A 17,015-nucleotide genomic window follows, 5' to 3' on the forward strand; every position below is an offset into this window, starting at 1 on the left:
CGCCCGATATCCGGGCGGCGGCCGCGTTCTGCTGCCCGGGATGCCGGGATCCGGCGGGACAACCACCCACCTCCGGAAGGTAAGTAACCGATCAGTAGGGTGATCCCCACCGGACAGAGGGGAACGCCATGAGCAGCGCATCACGGCACGCGGTCGTCATCGGGGGGAGCCTCGCCGGGCTCCTGGCGGCCCATGTGCTCAAGGACCACGCGGACACCGTGACCGTCGTCGAGCGCGACCGCTACCCCGACGGACCCGAGCACCGTCCGGGGACACCCCAGGACCGGCACGCCCACATCTTCCTCAAGGGCGGGGTGCAGGCTCTGGACGCCCTGCTGCCGGGCCTTCCGGACGAACTGCGCGAGCACGGATCCCCGAGCCTGGGCATGCCGGACGACCTCCTGCAGTGGCAGGGCGGCCAGTGGTTCCGGCGCACACCCGCCGCCACGCACATGCTCACCGGCTCCCGCCCGCTGACCGACTGGCTCGTGCGCCGTCGCGTCCTCGCCGACCCCCGCATCACCGTCCTGGAGGGCGCCGAGGTCACGGGCCTCGCCGGTGACGCCACGCGCGTACGGGGCGTCCGGATACGCCCCAGGGGCGCCGGCCAGGAGACCCGTACCCTGGCCGCCGACCTTGTCGTCGACGCGTCCGGCCGCTCCTCGCGCGCCCCCGACTGGCTGCGGGCGATCGGCGCCGAGCCGGCGCCCGAGGAGACCATCGACGCGGGTCTCGCCTACTCCACGCGCTTCTACGGGGCCGGCGCGAACCCGGACGGAGCGACCTTCCGGGGCATCTATATGGCCATCGACGGCGAACACCCGCGCGGCGGGCTCCTGTTGCCCGTGGAAGGGGACCGATGGGTCGCCCTCCTCTCGGGATTCAAGGGGAACGAACCGCCCACGGACGAAGCGGGGTACCTCGACTTCGCCGCCAGTCTCCCCGACCCGGTCATGCGCGAATGGCTGGACAAGGCCGACCCTCTCACCCCCATACACGCCTACCGCAGAGCGTCCAACGTCCGCCGCCGCTACGACCGGCCGGGCCGCCGCCCGGCGGGCTTCCTCGCCACCGGCGAGGCGCTGTGCGCCTTCAACCCCGTGTACGGACAGGGCATGTCGGTCGCGGCCCTGTGCGCCGTGGCCCTGCGCGACGCCCTGGACGACCGCCGCCGTACGCCCACCACCCGGCGCGTGCAGCGGGCCCTCGTCGCCGTCGCGCGGCAGGCGTGGGACATCTCCGCCGGAGCCGACCGCGCCGTGCCCGGAGCCACCGGCAGCGCGGTGCGGCCCCGGGCGGTCGACCGGCCCGCCGCCTGGTATCTGCGCCGCGTCATCGAGCGCGTGCCCGGGAACCGCGTCGTGGGCGACACCTTCCGGCAGGTCGGCTCCCTCGCCGCCCCGACGACCGCGTTCTTCGCCCCGAGGGTCGCCAGGGCGGTCCTCTTCGACCCCGTCCCCGCGTCGCCCTCCTCGCCCCCGCTCCTGCCGGAGACGCCGGACGCCGGGCACTGACCCCGACGGGGCGGCGGCTCCGGGCCCGTCAGGCCGCCGTCCCCTTCTCCAGCCGCTCCAGGAAGTCCAGCAGCGCGGAGCTGACCTCCTCCGGGCGCTCCTGCTGCGTCCAGTGGCCGCACCCCGGCAGCGTCACGTCGTCGTGCAGCAGCGGGGCGATCCGGCGCAGCCCGGCCCGCAGTTCGGCCACGCCGGCCAGGGACGTCACCATGTCCCGGTCGCCCACCATGTACAGGGCGGGCATCTCGATGCGGCGGCCGTTGAAGGGCGTCAACAGCTCCTGGTTCCGGGCGATGTTGCGGTACCAGTTCAGCGGTCCGGTGAAGGCCCGGTCGCCGTGTCCGGCGTAGTCGTCCACGAACGCCTCGATGTCACGGTCCGTCAGCCATGCGGGCAGCCGTTCCGGATCCGGCATGCCGTCCAGCAGCCCCTGCCCTTCGGCGACGATCCATGGGCGGGGACGGGAGTTGGCCGGGTTGTCCCCGGAGCCGCCGAACAGGACGCGGCGGAACGTCGTGGCGGGATCGCGGGCCAACTCGGCGTCGGCCACGCCGGGTTCCTGGAAGTAGTTCTGGTAGTAGCCGTCACCGTAGTGGGCGCGCGTCACCGCGGGCGGTGCCATGACCGCCGGCGGAAGCGTCGGCGGCACGCTCAGGCCGACGACGCCGCGCACGAGGTCCGGGCGGAGCATCGCCGTCGTCCAGGCGACCGGCGCACCCCAGTCGTGGCCGACGACCACGGCCTGCCGCCCGCCCAGCGCGGCGATCAGTTCGGTGACGTCGCCGGCCAGGTGCAGCAGCGTGTACGCGTCGGCACGCCCGGGCTGCTCGCTGCGGGCGTAGCCGCGCTGGTCGGGGGCGACGACCCGGTAGCCGGCCGCCGCCAGCGGCCCGAACTGGTGGCGCCAGGAGTACCAGCTCTCGGGAAAACCGTGCAGCAACAGGACCAGCGGGCCTTCGCCCTGCTCGGCGAGGTGCAGGCGCACGCCGTTCACTTCCACGGAACGGTGGGTGACGGACGGATTCGCAGCGGTCTCTTCAATGGTCACCCGTTGATGTTCGCCCCGATCGGCCCGGGAGTAAACGCCGGTGTCCGGCACCGGGTGGCGCCGGACACCGTGACATCGCGCCGCCTCAGCTGCGCAGCGGTCCCTCGCACAAGTAGTCCGCACTGCCGGCGGTTCCGTCGGACCAGACGTCCACGGCACCGAAGTGACAGTTCATGTCGGCCAGATTGGTGGAGGCGGGACGGGCCCGCTCCAGGATGAAGTAGTCCACCGTGCGGGACATGTCCTGGAACACCCGGTCCGTGTCACCGGAGGCCTCCAGGCGCGCGGTGATGCGCCCGGTGCAGACGAAGCGCCGCATCGCCGGGTCGGGGCCGGCGGCGCAGGACGGGGTGAGGTACGTCGCCCCGGCGAAGGACGCGCGGACGGCCTCGGCGGAGGCGTCGCGCAGCCGGTCGTTGGGGGTGAAGTCCGTGCTGGGCACGTAGAGCCCGTCCACCTGGGCGATCTGCCGGTCCAGGAAGGCGTCGTAGGAGCGCTGGAGCGAGGCGTCCCGGCCCGTACGGTCGCGCCACGCGTCGAAGCCCTTCGGGTCGTCCGCCCGCAGCAGGCCGTACATCTCGCGCAGCAGCGAGGGGTGTTCGGTCCACAGGAACTCGAAGAACGTGCCCGCGTAGTCGTAGAAGCGGAAGCCGTCGCCCGCGTAGGTGGCGTGCAACAGCTTGTCCATGCTCATGCGCGGCCCGCCGCCGGACGTGTCCCGGATGACGCCCCGGACCAGGGACTTGCGGACCTTCACCCCCTCGTCGCGGGTGGACCCGGCGAAGAACTCGGCCGTGCCCTCGTCCATCGCGGTGGTGCGGTCGCCCTCGTACCAGGGCCCTTCCCCGAACAGACCGGGCACCGCCCAGCGGCCGTTGAGATAGTGGGTGTACTCGTGGCGGAAGAGCTCCTCCAGGGTGAGCGAGGAGTCCTCGGGGACGCGCCGCTGGTAGGTGTAGAAGGTGGCGCCCTGCTCGATGTACATGCCGCCGTTCTCGGTGGACAGTCCGGTCAGCACGGTCTGGAACGCCACGTAGTGCGCACGGGAGTCGTAGAGCACGATGTGCAGGGTGGAGTTGGTGTCGTCGGGCAGCGGCCGGTCGGTGCCCAGGACCCGGAAGTACTGCTCCTTGACCTGCTTGCTCGCGTAGTACAGCCGGTCCACGGTCGCCCGGTCCAGCGCGGTGCGGACCGTGATGCCGCCGCCGTCGTAGGAGTACGTGCGCGGGAACAGCCGCTGCTCGACGTCCGGTTTGCACACGTGGTAGGCGGAACAGGCCTGGTAGTCGATCAGCCAGGCCACCGCCTTGGCCCAAGGATCGCCGAGGGCGCCGAAATTGCCCTCGGTGACGGACAGCAGGGCCCCGAGCCCGGAGACGGTCGCGTCGCGCAGCTCCGGGATCTCGCCGAAGCGGCCGTACTCGCCCACGGCGTCGCGCACCACCCACTCGTTGGGCGTGCCCCTGAGATGGGTGTAGTCGGCGAACTCCCGGAAGGTGTCCCGGTACGCGGCGTCGCGCGCGGCCGCGGCGCGGAAGGCGGTGTCGTTGTTGCCCGGGTAGATGCCCAGGTAGTTGACCGAGAGCCCGGCGAGGGCGGCGCCCGCCCAGGAGGGGTCCTTGAAGGTGGCGGTGTGGTGCGGGTCCATCGTGGCCAGCACCTTGCGGATCAGCGGGAGTTGGGACTGGCGCAGATCCTTGGCGCTGCCCGCGTAGAGCGCCTCGCGCAGGCTCTCGGCGTTGATGCGCGTGACGTCGAAGCTGTGGGCCGCGGTGCCGAAGTCGTCGATCGCCCCGCGCATCGCCTCATGGGTCGCCGGGTCGGCGATGTCGACCTCCGCATGCGAGAAGGCCTGGTACGCCACGGCGTGGAGGTAGGTGAGCAGCTCCAGCAGGTGGCTGCCGTCCTGGCCGTCGTGCGTGGGGGAGAGGGCGGATATGCGCCGGGACGCGGCCTGGATGTGGGCCCGGGACATGACCGGTGCGAGCCGCGGGTCCCACGTCCAGATCAGGCCGCGCAGGCAGCCGTCGGCGGTGACGGCCGGATCGGCGAGGAAGTCGGCGAACTGTTCGGGGCCCAGGCCGGTCACGCCGTCGAGGGTGCAGGGCGCGACGGCCGGCCGTCCGAGGTTCTCCGGCGGGACGGCGGGGGGACGCGGTCCGGGTATGCGGCCCTCGGGCAGCCCGCCGGGCGCGGGGACCGATCTGCCCCTGGCCTTCGGCGACTTGGCCAGGTGCGGCACCTTGTCATGGGTGCCGCGGTGATCTCCGTCATGGGTGCCGCGGTGCTCTCCGGCGACGGGTGGCGCGGGGTGCCGCGGCGCGGCCGCCGCGTCGGTGAGCAGGTTCGCCGGAGCGAGGAGCGCCGTGGCGGCCGCGGCCGCCAGCAGGGTGCGGTGAACGGATCTCCATCGGGACACAGGGTCTCCAGAGTGGGGGGAATCGTCGGACAACGTCCGTGTCGGAGGGGCAACTTGGGCCGGACGGCGCGGAGGCGCCGTGCGAGGGGTACCGTAGTAATGTGACATTGCACTGACAAGGCGTCTGCATCTCCTTTACCGACTCGTGCACGAGAGGAAGAGAGCCGATGAACCGTCAGGAACCTCCTCAGGTGTCCTTGGGCCCGCGGACCGCAAGCCATGACCTCCCGCCCTCCGACGAACTCCGGTCGGCCATGACCCGCGGCTGGGCCACGGATCCCCGCACCCCTCAACCACCCCTCCTGGAAGGGGATATGAGTGGCGCGCGGCGCGCCCGGCTCTCCGCCCGGTTCCCCGGCGAACGCCTGGTGATCCCCGCCGGCGCCGCGGCCGTCCGCTCCAACGACTGCGACCACCGCTTCCGCCCGCACAGCGCCTACGCCTGGCTCACCGGGCTCACCGGAGAGGAACAGGCGGGCCACGTCCTCGTCCTGGAGCCCTCCGGACCGGCCGGTCACGAGGCCGTCCTCCACGTCCACCCGCACCCGCCGCGGCGGGAGGACGGGGCGGGGGCGTTCTACCGCGACCGCCGCCACGGCGAGTTCTGGGTCGGCCACCGGGCCGGACCGGCGGAGACGGAGGAGCTGACCGGCATCCGCTGCGTCCCCCTGGACACCTGCGGGACCGGCGGCCCGGGGCGCGACGCCTCCCACGACCCGGAACTGGCCACGGCGCTCGCCGAGTTGCGGCTGGTGAAGGACGCATGGGAGGTGGAACAGCTCCAGCAGGCCGTCGACCACACGACGGCCGGCTTCGAGGACGTCGTCCGCGACCTGCCCGCCGCCCTCGCCCACCCGCGCGGCGAGCGCCGGATCGAGGGCGTCTTCGCACTGCGCGCCCGGGCCGAGGGCAACGGCACGGGGTACGAGACCATCGCCGCCTCCGGAGCGCACGCCTGCGTCCTGCACTGGACCCGCAACGACGGCCGGCTCGACCCCCGCGAGCTGCTCCTCCTGGACGCCGGGGTCGAAACGGACTCCCTCTACACCGCCGACGTCACCCGGACCCTGCCGCTGTCCGGACGTTTCTCGCCGGTGCAGCGCCGCGTCCATGAACTGGTGCTCGCCGCCCAGGAGGCGGGCATCGCCGCTGTCAAACCCGGCGCCGCCTTCCGTGACTTCCACCACGCGGCGATGCGCGTCATCGCCGACGGGCTCGCCGACTGGGGCGTCCTGCCCCACGCGCGCGGCGACCTCCACCGGCGGTACACCCTGTGCGGCAGCGGGCACATGCTCGGCCTCGACGTGCACGACTGCGCCCGGGCCCGGGCGACGGCCTACACCGACGGCGTCCTGGAGGAGGGGATGGTGCTCACGGTCGAGCCGGGCCTGTACTTCCAGCCGGACGACACGACCCTGCCCGCCGAACTGCGGGGCATCGGGGTGCGGATCGAGGACGACCTCGTCGTCACCGCGGACGGCGCCCGGCTGCTCTCCGGGGCGCTGCCGCGCACGGCCGACGCGATCGAGGAGTGGATGGGCGGCCGGTGACGGGGTGCGGCCGGCCGCCCGGGAGCGGCTACCGCCTGGGCTGGCCCAGGCCGTCGCTCCGGTGGAGCCACAGGGTCGCCCCCGGGTCCGCGTAGGGGGCCCGGGTCCGGGTGCTGTCGTGTGCGCAGCGCAGGCTGACGGTCGTCGGGCCCGTACTGGAGAAGGCGCCCTGGGCGCTCACCGAGGCCGCGTAGACCCCGCTGCCCGCGCCCGTGGCCGCGCTGCCGATCATGCTGGTCGCCCCGCCGACGGCGGTCTCGCCCGCGTAGAGCGTGCAGCGGGTGTAGTCGCTCGGTTCCCAGCTGACCAGCGTCGCGTTGGCGGACAGCACCCACGAACCGGCGGACACCGTCTCCGAGATCACTGTCGTGGGCACCCCGCCCGTGACGCTGAGCAGCACCCCGGACGAGGTCTGTCTGACCACGTCCTGCGAGGTCGTGAGGTGCGGCTCGGCCACGACGGACGTACTGCCGGCGCCGGCCGAGGCCGAGGAGGCCGTCAGGAGGCTGCCGGCCACGAGGCCGCCGACGCCCAGCAGCGTCATCAGCCGGGAGGACTTCTTCATGGTCCTGTTCCCTTCGGTCGGAGCGGGTGCGTGCGGTGCGGACTGTGCGTGTCGTGCGGGCTGTGCGTGTCGTGCGGACTGTGCCTGCCGTGCGGGCTGTGCGTGCCGTGCGCGCCACAGGATGCTGGGCCGAGGGACGGGAGGGACAGGGCGAGTTCGGCCGATCGCCGGAGGGGGCGATGCGTCCCGGGAACGTCCAACTCCTCGTACGGTGAAGGGGCTTCGTCCCGTCCGGCCTCTTGGCACCGACCAGTGCCATGTGAAATGGTACCGGCCGTGTCCCAGCGAAAACCTCCGGACGTCATCGTCGTCGGCGCGGGAGCGGTCGGCGCGGCCTGCGCCTATCACGCGGGCCGGGCCGGCCTCTCCGTCACCGTCGTGGACCGCGGCCCCGTCGCGGGCGGGACCACCGGCGCCGGCGAGGGCAACATCCTGGTCTCCGACAAGGAACCCGGACCGGAACTCGAACTCGCCCTGCTGTCCGGGCAATTGTGGCGCGAACTCGCGGATGCCCTGCCGCCGGACATCGAGTACGAGCCCAAGGGCGGCCTCGTCGTCGCCGACGACCGGGAACGCCTCGACGCCCTCCGCACCCTCGCCGCCGCCCAGTCGGCCGCGGGCGCGGAGGCGCACGAGGTGCCGGCCGCCGCCCTTCGCGACCTGGAACCCCACCTCGCCCCCGGCCTGGCGGGAGCCGTCCACTACCCGCAGGACGCCCAGGTCATGCCCGCCCTCGCCGCCGCCCGGCTGCTCCGTGCCTCCGGGGCCCGGCTGCGGCTCGGCGAGGAGGTCACCGGCCTGCTCACCACGGCGGCCGGACGGGTCCGGGGAGTCCGCACCACCCGGGGCGACCTCCACGCCCCGGCCGTGGTCAACGCGGCCGGGGCCTGGGCCGGTTCGCTCGCCTCCGGCATCGGTGCGGGGCTCCCGGTGCTGCCCCGGCGCGGCTTCGTCCTCGTCACCGAGCCGCTGCCCCGCGTCGTCCGGCACAAGGTCTACACCGCCGACTACGTCGCCGACGTGGCCGGTGACACGGCCGCCCTGCGCACCTCCACGGTGGTCGAGGGCACCGCCGCCGGACCCGTCCTCATCGGCGCCAGCCGCGAACTGTCCGTCTTCGACCGCACGTTGTCGATCCCGGCCCTGCGCCGGCTCGCGGCGGGGGCCGTCGCCCTCTTCCCCGTACTGGCCGGGGTCCGCGCCCTCCGCGCCTACGCCGGCTTCCGCCCGTACCTCCCCGACCACCTGCCCGCCGTCGGCCCCGACCCCCGCGTCCCCGGCCTCGTCCACGCCTGCGGGCACGAAGGCGCGGGCATCGGCCTCGCCCCCGCGACCGGACTGCTCGTCGCCCGTGCGCTGACCGACGGTGAACTCCCCGGCTGGGCCCGGGCGTTCCGTCCCGAGCGCTTCGCCGCCGCCCCGAAGGAGGCCCGCCCTGAACCGCGCTGAACCCCCCGCCCCGTTCACCGTCACCCTGGACGGCCGTCCCCTGACCGGCCTGCCCGGGCAGTCCCTCGCCGCGGTGCTCCGGTCCGCAGGTGTCCTCGCCTGGCGCACCACCCGCAACGGCGGCGCCCCGCGCGGCGCCTTCTGCGGCATCGGCCACTGCCACGAGTGCCTCGCCACCGTCAACGGGCGGCCCAACCGCCGCCTGTGCCTGCTGCCCGCCCGCCCCGGCGACGCCGTCACCACCCAGGAGGGAACCGGCCGTGCCGAACTCGCCGTCTGAGCCGGCCGACGCGTCCGATGCGTCCGGCGATTCCTGTATACGCGACCTCGCGATCGTCGGCGCCGGGCCCGCCGGACTGTCCGCCGCCGTCACCGCGGCCCGGCTCGGGCTCACCGTCACCCTGCTGGACTCCGGCCCCCGCCCCGGCGGACAGATCTGGCGCCGTCCCGCGCCCGAATTGCGTGCCCGGCCACCGGTCCAACTGGTCCTTCGCGCCGAACACCACGGCCTCGTACGCCACTTGCCCCGCCACCACGTGTGGAGCGCCGTCCGCCAGGAACCCGACCTGTGGACCGTGCACGCCGTCACCGGCGACGACGGCGACGACGGGGACGGGGACGGCGAACGCCCCGTACGCATCACCGCCCGGACCCTCCTCCTCGCCACCGGCGCCCACGAACGCCACCTCCCCTTCCCCGGCTGGACCCTCCCCGGAGTCGTCGGCGCGGGCGGGGCCCAGGCCATGCTCAAGTCCGATCTCGTGCTGCCCGGGCGGCGCGTGGCCGTCGCCGGAAGCGGACCGCTGCTGCTCGCCGTGGCCTCCTCGCTCGCCGCCGCCGGCGCCCGGGTCCCCGCCGTCGTCGAGGCCTCCGGCTACCTCGGCTACGCCCGCCGGCCCCGCGCCCTCGCCGCCGACCCCCGCAAACTCGCCGAAGGCGCCGCACACGCCGCCGCCCTCCTGCGCCACCGCGTCCCGCTCCTCACCCGCAGCGCCGTCACGGCCGCGCACGGCACCCGACGCGTCGAGGCCGTCACCGTCACCCGGCTCGGCCCCGACTGGCGCCCGCTGACCGGCACTTCGCGACGCATGCGCTGCGACGCCCTCGCCGTCGGCCATGGCCTCGTCCCGCAGACCGACCTGGCCACCACCCTCGGCTGCGCCACCCGCCGCACCGCCGACGGCAGTTTCGCCCTCCTGCTGGACGACGACCTGGAGACCACCGTGCGCGGCGTCTGGGCGGCGGGCGAGAGCGCCGGCGTCGGGGGCGAACGCGTCGCCCTCGCCGAGGGCGAACTCGCCGCCCGCGCCATCGTCCGCCGCCTGCGCCACGTCGCCGCCGTCACTCCCGCCCTGCGCCGCCGCCGCGCACGGCTGCGCGCCTTCGCCGACGCGATGACCGCCGTCCACGCCCCCGGCCCCGGCTGGACCGGCTGGCTCACCGACGCCACCGAGGTGTGCCGCTGCGAGGAGGTCACTGCCGGCCGCATCCGCGAGGCCGTCCACGACCTCGGGGCCCGGGACGCACGCACCGTGAAACTCCTCACCCGGGCCGGCATGGGCTGGTGCCAGGGCCGCACCTGCGGGCAGGCCGTCGCCCGGCTCGCGGCCCCCGACGGCCTGCCCACCGCCCCCGAACGCCGCCCGCTCGCCGTCCCGGTCACCCTCGGGACGCTCGCGGCCCTCGACGACGGCGCTCCATGAAAGACAGTGTCCTATGAAAGACAGTGTCCTATGAAAGGAAGTGGAATGAGCATCAACTCCTGGAACCACGAGCACCCTTGGCGGGGCGTCATGGTCGCCACCGCCCTGCCGCTGCGCGACGACCTGTCCATCGACCACGACGCCTACGCGGCCCACGTCCGCCACCTCCTCGACCAGGGCTGCGACGGCGTCGTCCCCAACGGATCGCTGGGGGAGTACCAGTCCCTCACCGCCGACGAGCGCGCCCGCGTGGTGCGCACCGCCGTCGAGGCGGCCGGCGACGGGGCCAGGGTGATGCCCGGCGTCTCCGCCTACGGCAGTACCGAGGCGCGGCGCTGGGCCGAACACGCCGCCGAGGCCGGCTGCGGCTCCGTCCTGCTGCTGCCGCCCACCGCCTACCGGGCCGACGACCGCGCGGTGCTCGCCCACTACGCCGAGGTCGCCGCCGCCGGACTGCCCGTCGTCGCCTACAACAACCCCACCGACACCCGCACCGACCTCACCCCCGGCCTGCTGGCCCGGCTGTACGACGCCGGGCACATCGCCGCCGTCAAGGACTTCAGCGGCGACGTCCGCCGCGCCTGGGAACTGGCCGAACGCGCCCCGGGACTCGACCTGTTGGCCGGCGCCGACGACGTCCTGCTCGAACTGGCCGTCGCCGGCATCAAGGGCTGGATCGCCGGATACGCCAACGCCTTCCCCGCCGACTGCGCCGCGCTCTACCGCGCGGCCGTCGCCGGCGACCTGGAGACCGCCCGGCCGCTGTACGCCGCGCTGCACCCGCTGCTGCGCTGGGACTCCCGGACCGAGTTCGTCCAGGCCATCAAGCTCTCCATGGACCTCGCCGGCCGGCCCGGCGGCCCCGTCCGGCCCCCGCGCCTCCCGCTCACCGGCGACACGGAGTCCGCCGTACGCGCCGCCACCGAGAAGGCCGTCGCCGACGGCCGCCGCTGAACGGGGACCCATGCGCACCCGTCACGTCCTCCACGCCGTCGACTCCCACACCGAGGGCATGCCCACCCGCGTCGTCACCGGAGGCGTCGGTACGATCCCCGGCGCCACCATGGCCGAACGCCGGCTCCACTTCATCGAGCACCTGGACCACCTGCGCACCCTGCTGATGTACGAACCGCGCGGCCACGCCGCCATGAGCGGGGCGATCCTCCAGCCGCCCACCCGGCCCGACGCCGACTGGGGCGTGCTCTACATCGAGGTCTCCGGGGTGCTCCCGATGTGCGGACACGGCACCATCGGCGTCGCCACCGTCCTCGTCGAGACCGGCATGGTGCCCGTCACCGAACCCGTCACCACCGTCCGCCTGGACACCCCCGCCGGGCTCGTCTCCGTGGACGTCCGCGTCGAGGACGGCGCCGCCCGTGGCGCCACCTTCACCAACGTCCCCGCCTACTGCGCCGCGCTCGACCGCACCGTCGACGTGCCCGGGTACGGAACCGTCCCCTACGACCTCGCCTACGGCGGAAACTTCTACGCCTTCGTCGAACTCGACGCCCTCGGGCTGCCGTTCGACCGCTCCCGCAAGGGCGAGCTGCTGGCCGCCGGACTCGCCGTCATGGACGCGGTCAACGCCGCCGACCGGCCCGTCCACCCCGAACAGCCCGAGATCAACGGCCTCAAACACGTCTACCTGGCCGCCCCCGGCTCCGACGCCCGCCATTCGCGGCACGCCATGGCCATCCACCCCGGCTGGTTCGACCGCTCCCCGTGCGGCACCGGCACCTCCGCCCGCATGGCCCAGCTGCACGCCCGCCAACTCCTGCCGCTCGGCCGGGACTTCGTCAACGAGTCCTTCACCGGCACCCGCTTCACCGGCCGCCTCGTCGCCGGGACCGCGCTCGGCGGTCTGCCCGCCGTCGTCCCCACCGTCACCGGACGCGCCTGGATCACCGCCACCGCCCAGTACCTCCTCGACCCGGACGACCCCTTCCCCGGAGGCTTCCTGCTGTGACCACCGTCGTCTCCCACAACCCCGCCGACCCGGACGAGACCGTCGTCACCACCGCGGCCGCCGGGGCCGCCGCCACCGCCCGCGCCGTGGACCGCGCCCGCGCCGCGCAGGCCGTCTGGGCCTCCGGCGGCGCGGCCGCCCGCAGCACCGCCCTCGGCCGGGCCGCCGCGGCGATCGAGGACGCGGCCGCCGACCTCGCGGCGCTGAGCGTGCGCGAGGTCGGCAAACCCCTCGCCGAGGCCCGCGCCGAGGCCGCCCGGACCGCCGCGATCTGGCGCTACTACGCCCAGTTCCCCTACGAACCCACCGGAGCCGTCCACGAGAGCGCGGACGGCGCGGGACTGCTCCTCACCCGCCGCCGCCCGCACGGCGTCGCGGGGCTCATCACCCCCTGGAACTTCCCCCTGGCCGTCCCCTCCTGGAAGGCGGCCCCCGCGCTCGCCGCCGGCAACGCCGTCGTCCTCAAACCGGCCCCGCAGGCCACGGCCTGCGCCCTGCTCCTCGCGGAGACGCTTCAACGTGCCCTGCCCGACGGGCTGTTCACCGTCGTCCCGGGCGGCATCGAGGAGGGCACGGCCCTGGTCGGCACGGCCGATGCCGTCTCCTTCACCGGCTCCACCGCCGTCGGCGCCACGGTGGTGGGCGCCGCCACCGCGCGCGGCATCCCCGTCCAGGCCGAGACCGGCGGGCTCAACGCGGCGATCGTCCTCCCGGACGCCGACATCGGCCGCGCGGCCGCCCACATCGCGACGGCGCTGGCCGGATACGCCGGACAGAAGTGCACCGCCACCGGCCGCGTCATCGCGGTCGGCACGGCCCTGGAGCCGCTGCGTGCCGCCCTGGCCGAGGAGTTGGGGAAACTCCCGGTCGGCGACCCGGCCGACCCGGCGACCGTCTGCGGGCCGCTCATCTCCCGCGCCGCCCGCGACCGGGTCCGCGGGGCCGCCGCGGGCCTGCCCGTCGTCGCCGCCGGCACCGCGCCCGACGCGGCGGGCTGGTACACGGCCCCCGTCGTGGTGGAGGCGCCGGACGGCCATCCGCTGCTGCGCGAGGAGGTGTTCGGGCCCGTCGCCGCCCTGCTCCCCGCCCGCGACCTCGAAGAGGCCGTCCGGATCAACAACTCCGTGCCGTACGGGCTGGTCACCTCCGTCCACACGGCCGGGCTGGACGCGGTGCTGCACGTCCTCGACCGGCTCGACACCGGCATGATCCGCGTCAACGCCCCCTCGGCGGGCGTCGACTTCCACCTGCCGTTCGGCGGGGCCAAGGCCTCCGGCCACGGACCCCGCGAACAGGGCCGCGCCGCCCTGGAGTTCTACACCGCGGGCCGCACCTACACCCTCGCCCCGGCTGCCGGGAAGGCAACGTGACATTGTACGCTGGGGCCTCCCCGGCACAGGGAGGCAAGCGCATGGGGCGACTGCAGCGCCGCGCACCGATTACCGCCACGGAACGCCTGCGCGACCAGGTGGCGCACGCCCTGCGGGCCGCACTGATCTCCGGCGAACTCCGCCCGGGCGAGGTGTACTCGGCGCCCGTCCTCGCGGAGGACTTCGGTATCTCCGCCACCCCCGTACGGGAGGCGATGCTCGACCTGGCGCGCGAGGGCCTCGTCGAGCCGGTGCGCAACAAGGGCTTCAGGGTCACCGAGGTCGACGAGCGCGACCTCGACCAGTACACCGAGATCCGGATGCTGATCGAGGTCCCCGTCACCGGCCGCGTCGCCCGCACCGCCGCCCGCGCGGACCTGGAGGCCCTCCGCCCGATCGCCGAGGACATCGTGCGCGCCGCGCGCGACCACGACCTCATCGGCTACCTGGAGGCCGACCGCCGCTTCCACCTCACCCTCCTCGGCCTCGCCGGCAACGAACGCCTGGTGGAGACCGTCGGCGACCTCCGCAAACGCTCCCGGCTCTACGGCCTGACGGGCCTGGACGAACGCGGCGAACTCATCCCCTCGGCGGAGGAACACCTCGAACTCCTGGATCTGATGCTGGCGGGCGACGCGGAGGGGGCGGAGGCGTGCATGACCCGGCATCTGGGGCATGTGCGCTCGCTGTGGGCGCGGGACCGGGGAGGTCCGCCGGGCGACGAGTGAACCGTCTCCGCCGGGGGCCTGCCCTTGATCTGAACTCAGGAAGTGGTGCAGGCCTCGGCGATCGACACGCTGTTCTCGTAGAGATGGTGCCGGGTGATCCGCCCCTCCTCGACGGTGAGACGCAGCGCGAACGGGCCCCCGAAGGACTTCCCCGTCGCGCGCACGGTCCCCGAGAGGTGCCCCATCAGGACGGCGTCGGTGCCGTCGACGAGGAACGCGTCGACGGAGGCCCGTGCGTCCTCGGCCACCGTGTGCTCGGCCAACTCCGTGAACTGGGCGGCGCATTCGGCCGGGGTGGAGCGCGGCCGGATCCACGGGACGGCGGGGTTCTCGGCGAGCAGCCAGTCGACGTCGTCCGCGAAGAGCCCGACGAGCCGCTCGACGTCGCCGGCCATCCGGGCGGCGAGGAACTCCTGGACGACGTGGCGGGTGGTACCGGTGACGGAACTCACGGTGGTGTCTGTGGACTTGACGGGCATGGTCGCTCCTCGGGCCTGGGGCCGGAACCTTCGTCGGGGGAACTCGTTGACGCGCACCACGCTGCCGCAGCAGGGGAGCGTGGTCGATGACGTCAGGGGTAAGGGCCGGCGCAGCAGGCGCGGGAGGCGCCCGGTGCGGCGGCGGCCGCGCCGGGGACCTCCGTGCGCCTCACCGCATCGCCTCCCGCACCTTCGCCGTGTCCACGAACTGCTCGAAGCGCACGATCAGTCCGCCGCGCACCGTGAAGTGGTGCGCCACGCGGACGTCGATCGCCTTGCCCGTCGCCTTGTTGACGGCGGTGTAGCGGGCGAGGACGACGACGTTCTCGCCGTCGGCGACGTAGGTGTCGTCGTGCACGGCCCAGTCGTCCCACTCGGCCGCCAGCCGCTCCATCACCTGTGAGGTGACGCCCTCGGGCGTGCGGTAGGTGCCCGCGAGCGGGAAGCCGGCCATCTCGGTCCACTCCACGTCGGGGGCGAGGGTGGAGCGCAGGGCGTCGAGGTCGCCGGCCGCCGAGGCGAGGTACTGGCGGCGCACCACGTCGGCGGGGGCGGGGGAGGTGTCGAAGTCGTAGGTCATGGTGATCAGCCCCAGGTCATCTCGCCGGTGGCGACCTTGGCACCGATCTGGGCGGCGATCAGCATGCCGTGGCCGGGGAAGCGGCGCACCAGGGCCTCGGTGAGGGAGGCGCCGTCGGCGGCCTTCGCGCGCTCCTCCTCGAAGGCGACCAGGTACGCGCGGGTGCCGGTGATCGCGCTGAGGTCGGCCGGGGTGTCCGGCAGCCGGTGGCCGGGGACGACGAGGCGCGGGTCGAGCGCCGCCATCTCGTCCAGCAGGCCGATCCAGGCCTCGCGCTGGCCGGGGCGGGAGGTGTCGGCGGTCCAGACGTGCTCGTGCTGGAAGAGGAGGACGCCGCCGAGGATCGCGCGGTGACCGGCCTGCCACAGGTAGTGGCGGTCGGGCAGGGCGGCCGGGCCGCCCCGCAGCTCGAAGCGGTGGCCCTCCAGCTCCAGGTCGCCGGTCAGCGGGGCGAGGTCCACCAGGCGGGTGGGCAGGTTGGCGCCGGCCGCGGCCCACGCCTTGAGCTTGCCCTCGTAGGAGCGGCGGATATGGGCGATGACCGGCTCGGTGGCCACGAACCGGGCCTCGGGGAAGGCGTCGGCGACGACCTCCGCGCCGAAGTAGAAGTCCGGGTCGCCGTGGCTGATGAAGACGGTCCGCAGCTCCTTGCCGGAGTCCAGGAGCGCGGCCACCAGCCGGTGGCCGTCGGCGCGGGTGAAGCCGGCGTCGACGAGCAGGGCGTCCCGCTCGCCGGTGACGAGCGTGGCGGTCTTGTTCCTGCTGCCGACCGGGAAGTCCAGGTCGAGGATGGTGAAGTCGAGCGTGTTCATGGCAGGCCCTCGCAGACGTGGGGAAAAGCGATTCGCCTGACTCAACAGTGACTGACCAGTCAGGTATTTCGGCGAGGCGATGTGAGCTGCGTCTCTCCGTCCGGCGGGCTCAGCGCAGCCGCGGCAGCTCGTCCCGCGCCGCGTGGCTGAGGATCCGCAAGTCCTCCGCGAACCGCTCCAGATGCCCGGCCGGCAGCGGCGCGACGAAATAGCGGCGGATGTTCTCCACATGCACCCGCGCCGCGCGCACCGCCGTCTCCTCGCCCAGCGGCGTCAGCCGCACCAGGCGCCCGCGCCGGTCCGACGGATCCTCGGCGCGCTCCACCAGCCCGGCCGCCGCCATGCGGTCGACCAGCCGGGTCACCCCGCCCGTCGTCAGCACCTGCTCCCGGCCGATCTCCTTCATCGACAGCCCCGGCCCGCCCGCCCGCGCCAGGATCAGCAGCACCTCGAACGTGAGGTGGCCGATCCCGCACTCCTCCTCCAGGGCCCGCCCGAGGATGTACTCCAGGCGGCCGGCCGCCCCCTGGAGCCGGCCGAACGCCAGCACCAGTGCGTCGTCCGCCGCCTGCCGCGCGGTCGTGATCTCCGTGGCTCCGTCGTGCACCGGCTGTGCCGCCTCTCCTCGTCCGGGGCCCGGCCCGGCGCCCTCGCGCGGACCGCCGACCGGATGTGACCCGGCCAGCATGCCCTGCCGCCGGACGGCGGCGGGCAAGTGGAAGGAGTCGCACCGGACAGACCCTAAGGTTGTCGTCCTGACCATTGTTCCGAATCACGAACAGCAGTGCGCGCACGCCCACCCTCGTGCGGCCAGCAGAAAGGCGGTCCCGAG

At 74.1% G+C, this 17,015-nt stretch carries 16 protein-coding genes; 9 read left to right on the forward strand and 7 right to left on the reverse strand.

Going from position 1 to position 17,015, the window contains the following annotated elements; all coding sequences use genetic code 11:
* The first annotated feature begins 128 nt into the window (after positions 1-128).
* Positions 129-1,514 carry an FAD-dependent oxidoreductase gene (locus AB8735_RS35055; protein ID WP_372411681.1) on the forward strand — a complete coding sequence of 462 codons (1,386 nt, stop codon included), beginning with the start codon at positions 129-131 and terminating at the stop codon, positions 1,512-1,514.
* Positions 1,515-1,542: 28 nt separating this feature from the next.
* On the opposite strand, the gene AB8735_RS35060 is transcribed toward AB8735_RS35055, so the two are convergent.
* Both AB8735_RS35060 and AB8735_RS35065 read right to left on the reverse strand, forming a co-directional pair.
* Positions 1,543-2,562, reverse strand: a complete 1,020-nt coding sequence (locus AB8735_RS35060) for an alpha/beta fold hydrolase (RefSeq protein WP_372411682.1) — start codon at positions 2,560-2,562, stop codon at positions 1,543-1,545.
* An 85-nt stretch (positions 2,563-2,647) separates the two neighbouring features.
* The gene (locus tag AB8735_RS35065; protein WP_372411684.1) at positions 2,648-4,981 is read right to left on the reverse strand and encodes a collagenase; all 2,334 of its coding nucleotides are present in this window, start codon (positions 4,979-4,981) and stop codon (positions 2,648-2,650) included.
* 314 nt (positions 4,982-5,295) lie between these two features.
* On the opposite strand from AB8735_RS35065, the gene AB8735_RS35070 reads away from it, so the two are divergent.
* Entirely contained in the window at positions 5,296-6,531 is a 1,236-nt protein-coding gene (locus AB8735_RS35070; RefSeq protein WP_372411685.1) for an aminopeptidase P family protein, read from the forward strand.
* A 28-nt stretch (positions 6,532-6,559) separates the two neighbouring features.
* Here the strand turns inward: AB8735_RS35070 and AB8735_RS35075 are convergent, their stop codons facing one another.
* Positions 6,560-7,096 (reverse strand): hypothetical protein, encoded by a 537-nt coding sequence (locus AB8735_RS35075; protein ID WP_372411687.1) that lies wholly within the window; start codon positions 7,094-7,096, stop codon positions 6,560-6,562.
* A 264-nt stretch (positions 7,097-7,360) separates the two neighbouring features.
* On the opposite strand from AB8735_RS35075, the gene AB8735_RS35080 reads away from it, so the two are divergent.
* Genes AB8735_RS35080 through AB8735_RS35110 form a run of 7 tightly spaced genes read left to right on the forward strand, consistent with a single transcriptional unit; the run spans position 7,361 to position 14,312 of the window.
* Complete coding sequence (locus AB8735_RS35080) at positions 7,361-8,545, forward strand: NAD(P)/FAD-dependent oxidoreductase (protein WP_372411689.1); 1,185 nt, start codon at positions 7,361-7,363, stop codon at positions 8,543-8,545.
* Entirely contained in the window at positions 8,532-8,825 is a 294-nt protein-coding gene (locus tag AB8735_RS35085; protein ID WP_344021283.1) for a (2Fe-2S)-binding protein, read from the forward strand. Before AB8735_RS35080 ends, AB8735_RS35085 begins: the two co-directional genes overlap by 14 nt.
* Entirely contained in the window at positions 8,806-10,248 is a 1,443-nt protein-coding gene (locus AB8735_RS35090) for an FAD-dependent oxidoreductase (protein ID WP_372411690.1), read from the forward strand. Before AB8735_RS35085 ends, AB8735_RS35090 begins: the two co-directional genes overlap by 20 nt.
* 45 nt (positions 10,249-10,293) lie before the next feature.
* Positions 10,294-11,202 carry a dihydrodipicolinate synthase family protein gene (locus AB8735_RS35095; RefSeq protein ID WP_372411691.1) on the forward strand — a complete coding sequence of 303 codons (909 nt, stop codon included), beginning with the start codon at positions 10,294-10,296 and terminating at the stop codon, positions 11,200-11,202.
* Between the two features lie 10 nt (positions 11,203-11,212).
* The gene (locus AB8735_RS35100; RefSeq protein WP_372411693.1) at positions 11,213-12,214 is read left to right on the forward strand and encodes a proline racemase family protein; all 1,002 of its coding nucleotides are present in this window, start codon (positions 11,213-11,215) and stop codon (positions 12,212-12,214) included.
* Positions 12,211-13,584, forward strand: a complete 1,374-nt coding sequence (locus AB8735_RS35105) for an aldehyde dehydrogenase (RefSeq protein WP_372411694.1) — start codon at positions 12,211-12,213, stop codon at positions 13,582-13,584. Before AB8735_RS35100 ends, AB8735_RS35105 begins: the two co-directional genes overlap by 4 nt.
* A gap of 41 nt (positions 13,585-13,625) precedes the next feature.
* Positions 13,626-14,312 (forward strand): GntR family transcriptional regulator, encoded by a 687-nt coding sequence (locus AB8735_RS35110; RefSeq protein WP_344021128.1) that lies wholly within the window; start codon positions 13,626-13,628, stop codon positions 14,310-14,312.
* Positions 14,313-14,347: 35 nt separating this feature from the next.
* On the opposite strand, the gene AB8735_RS35115 is transcribed toward AB8735_RS35110, so the two are convergent.
* From AB8735_RS35115 to AB8735_RS35130, 4 genes are all read right to left on the reverse strand, one after another.
* Positions 14,348-14,791, reverse strand: a complete 444-nt coding sequence (locus AB8735_RS35115; protein WP_344021126.1) for a nuclear transport factor 2 family protein — start codon at positions 14,789-14,791, stop codon at positions 14,348-14,350.
* A 169-nt stretch (positions 14,792-14,960) separates the two neighbouring features.
* Positions 14,961-15,386: a nuclear transport factor 2 family protein gene (locus AB8735_RS35120; RefSeq protein ID WP_372411962.1), complete on the reverse strand. Its 426-nt coding sequence runs from the start codon at positions 15,384-15,386 to the stop codon at positions 14,961-14,963.
* Complete coding sequence (locus AB8735_RS35125) at positions 15,377-16,183, reverse strand: MBL fold metallo-hydrolase (protein WP_344021122.1); 807 nt, start codon at positions 16,181-16,183, stop codon at positions 15,377-15,379. Before AB8735_RS35125 ends, AB8735_RS35120 begins: the two co-directional genes overlap by 10 nt.
* A gap of 109 nt (positions 16,184-16,292) precedes the next feature.
* Positions 16,293-16,898 (reverse strand): MarR family winged helix-turn-helix transcriptional regulator, encoded by a 606-nt coding sequence (locus AB8735_RS35130; RefSeq protein ID WP_372411695.1) that lies wholly within the window; start codon positions 16,896-16,898, stop codon positions 16,293-16,295.
* Positions 16,899-17,015 lie beyond the last annotated feature (117 nt).

Origin of the sequence: Streptomyces luteireticuli, from assembly GCF_041519305.1 — a bacterium.
GTDB lineage: Bacteria > Actinomycetota > Actinomycetes > Streptomycetales > Streptomycetaceae > Streptomyces > Streptomyces luteireticuli.

Bases quoted from the DNA above. Each gene is read 5' to 3' on its own strand.
- AB8735_RS35110 (WP_344021128.1), top strand. From the start codon at position 13,626: ATGGGGCGACTGCAGCGCCGCGCACCGATTACCGCCACGGAACGCCTG.
- AB8735_RS35055 (WP_372411681.1), top strand. From the start codon at position 129: ATGAGCAGCGCATCACGGCACGCGGTCGTCATCGGGGGGAGCCTCGCC.
- AB8735_RS35115 (WP_344021126.1), bottom strand. From the start codon at position 14,791: ATGCCCGTCAAGTCCACAGACACCACCGTGAGTTCCGTCACCGGTACC.
- AB8735_RS35080 (WP_372411689.1), top strand. From the start codon at position 7,361: ATGGTACCGGCCGTGTCCCAGCGAAAACCTCCGGACGTCATCGTCGTC.
- AB8735_RS35075 (WP_372411687.1), bottom strand. From the start codon at position 7,096: ATGAAGAAGTCCTCCCGGCTGATGACGCTGCTGGGCGTCGGCGGCCTC.
- AB8735_RS35070 (WP_372411685.1), top strand. From the start codon at position 5,296: ATGAGTGGCGCGCGGCGCGCCCGGCTCTCCGCCCGGTTCCCCGGCGAA.
- AB8735_RS35125 (WP_344021122.1), bottom strand. From the start codon at position 16,183: ATGAACACGCTCGACTTCACCATCCTCGACCTGGACTTCCCGGTCGGC.
- AB8735_RS35100 (WP_372411693.1), top strand. From the start codon at position 11,213: ATGCGCACCCGTCACGTCCTCCACGCCGTCGACTCCCACACCGAGGGC.
- AB8735_RS35095 (WP_372411691.1), top strand. From the start codon at position 10,294: ATGAGCATCAACTCCTGGAACCACGAGCACCCTTGGCGGGGCGTCATG.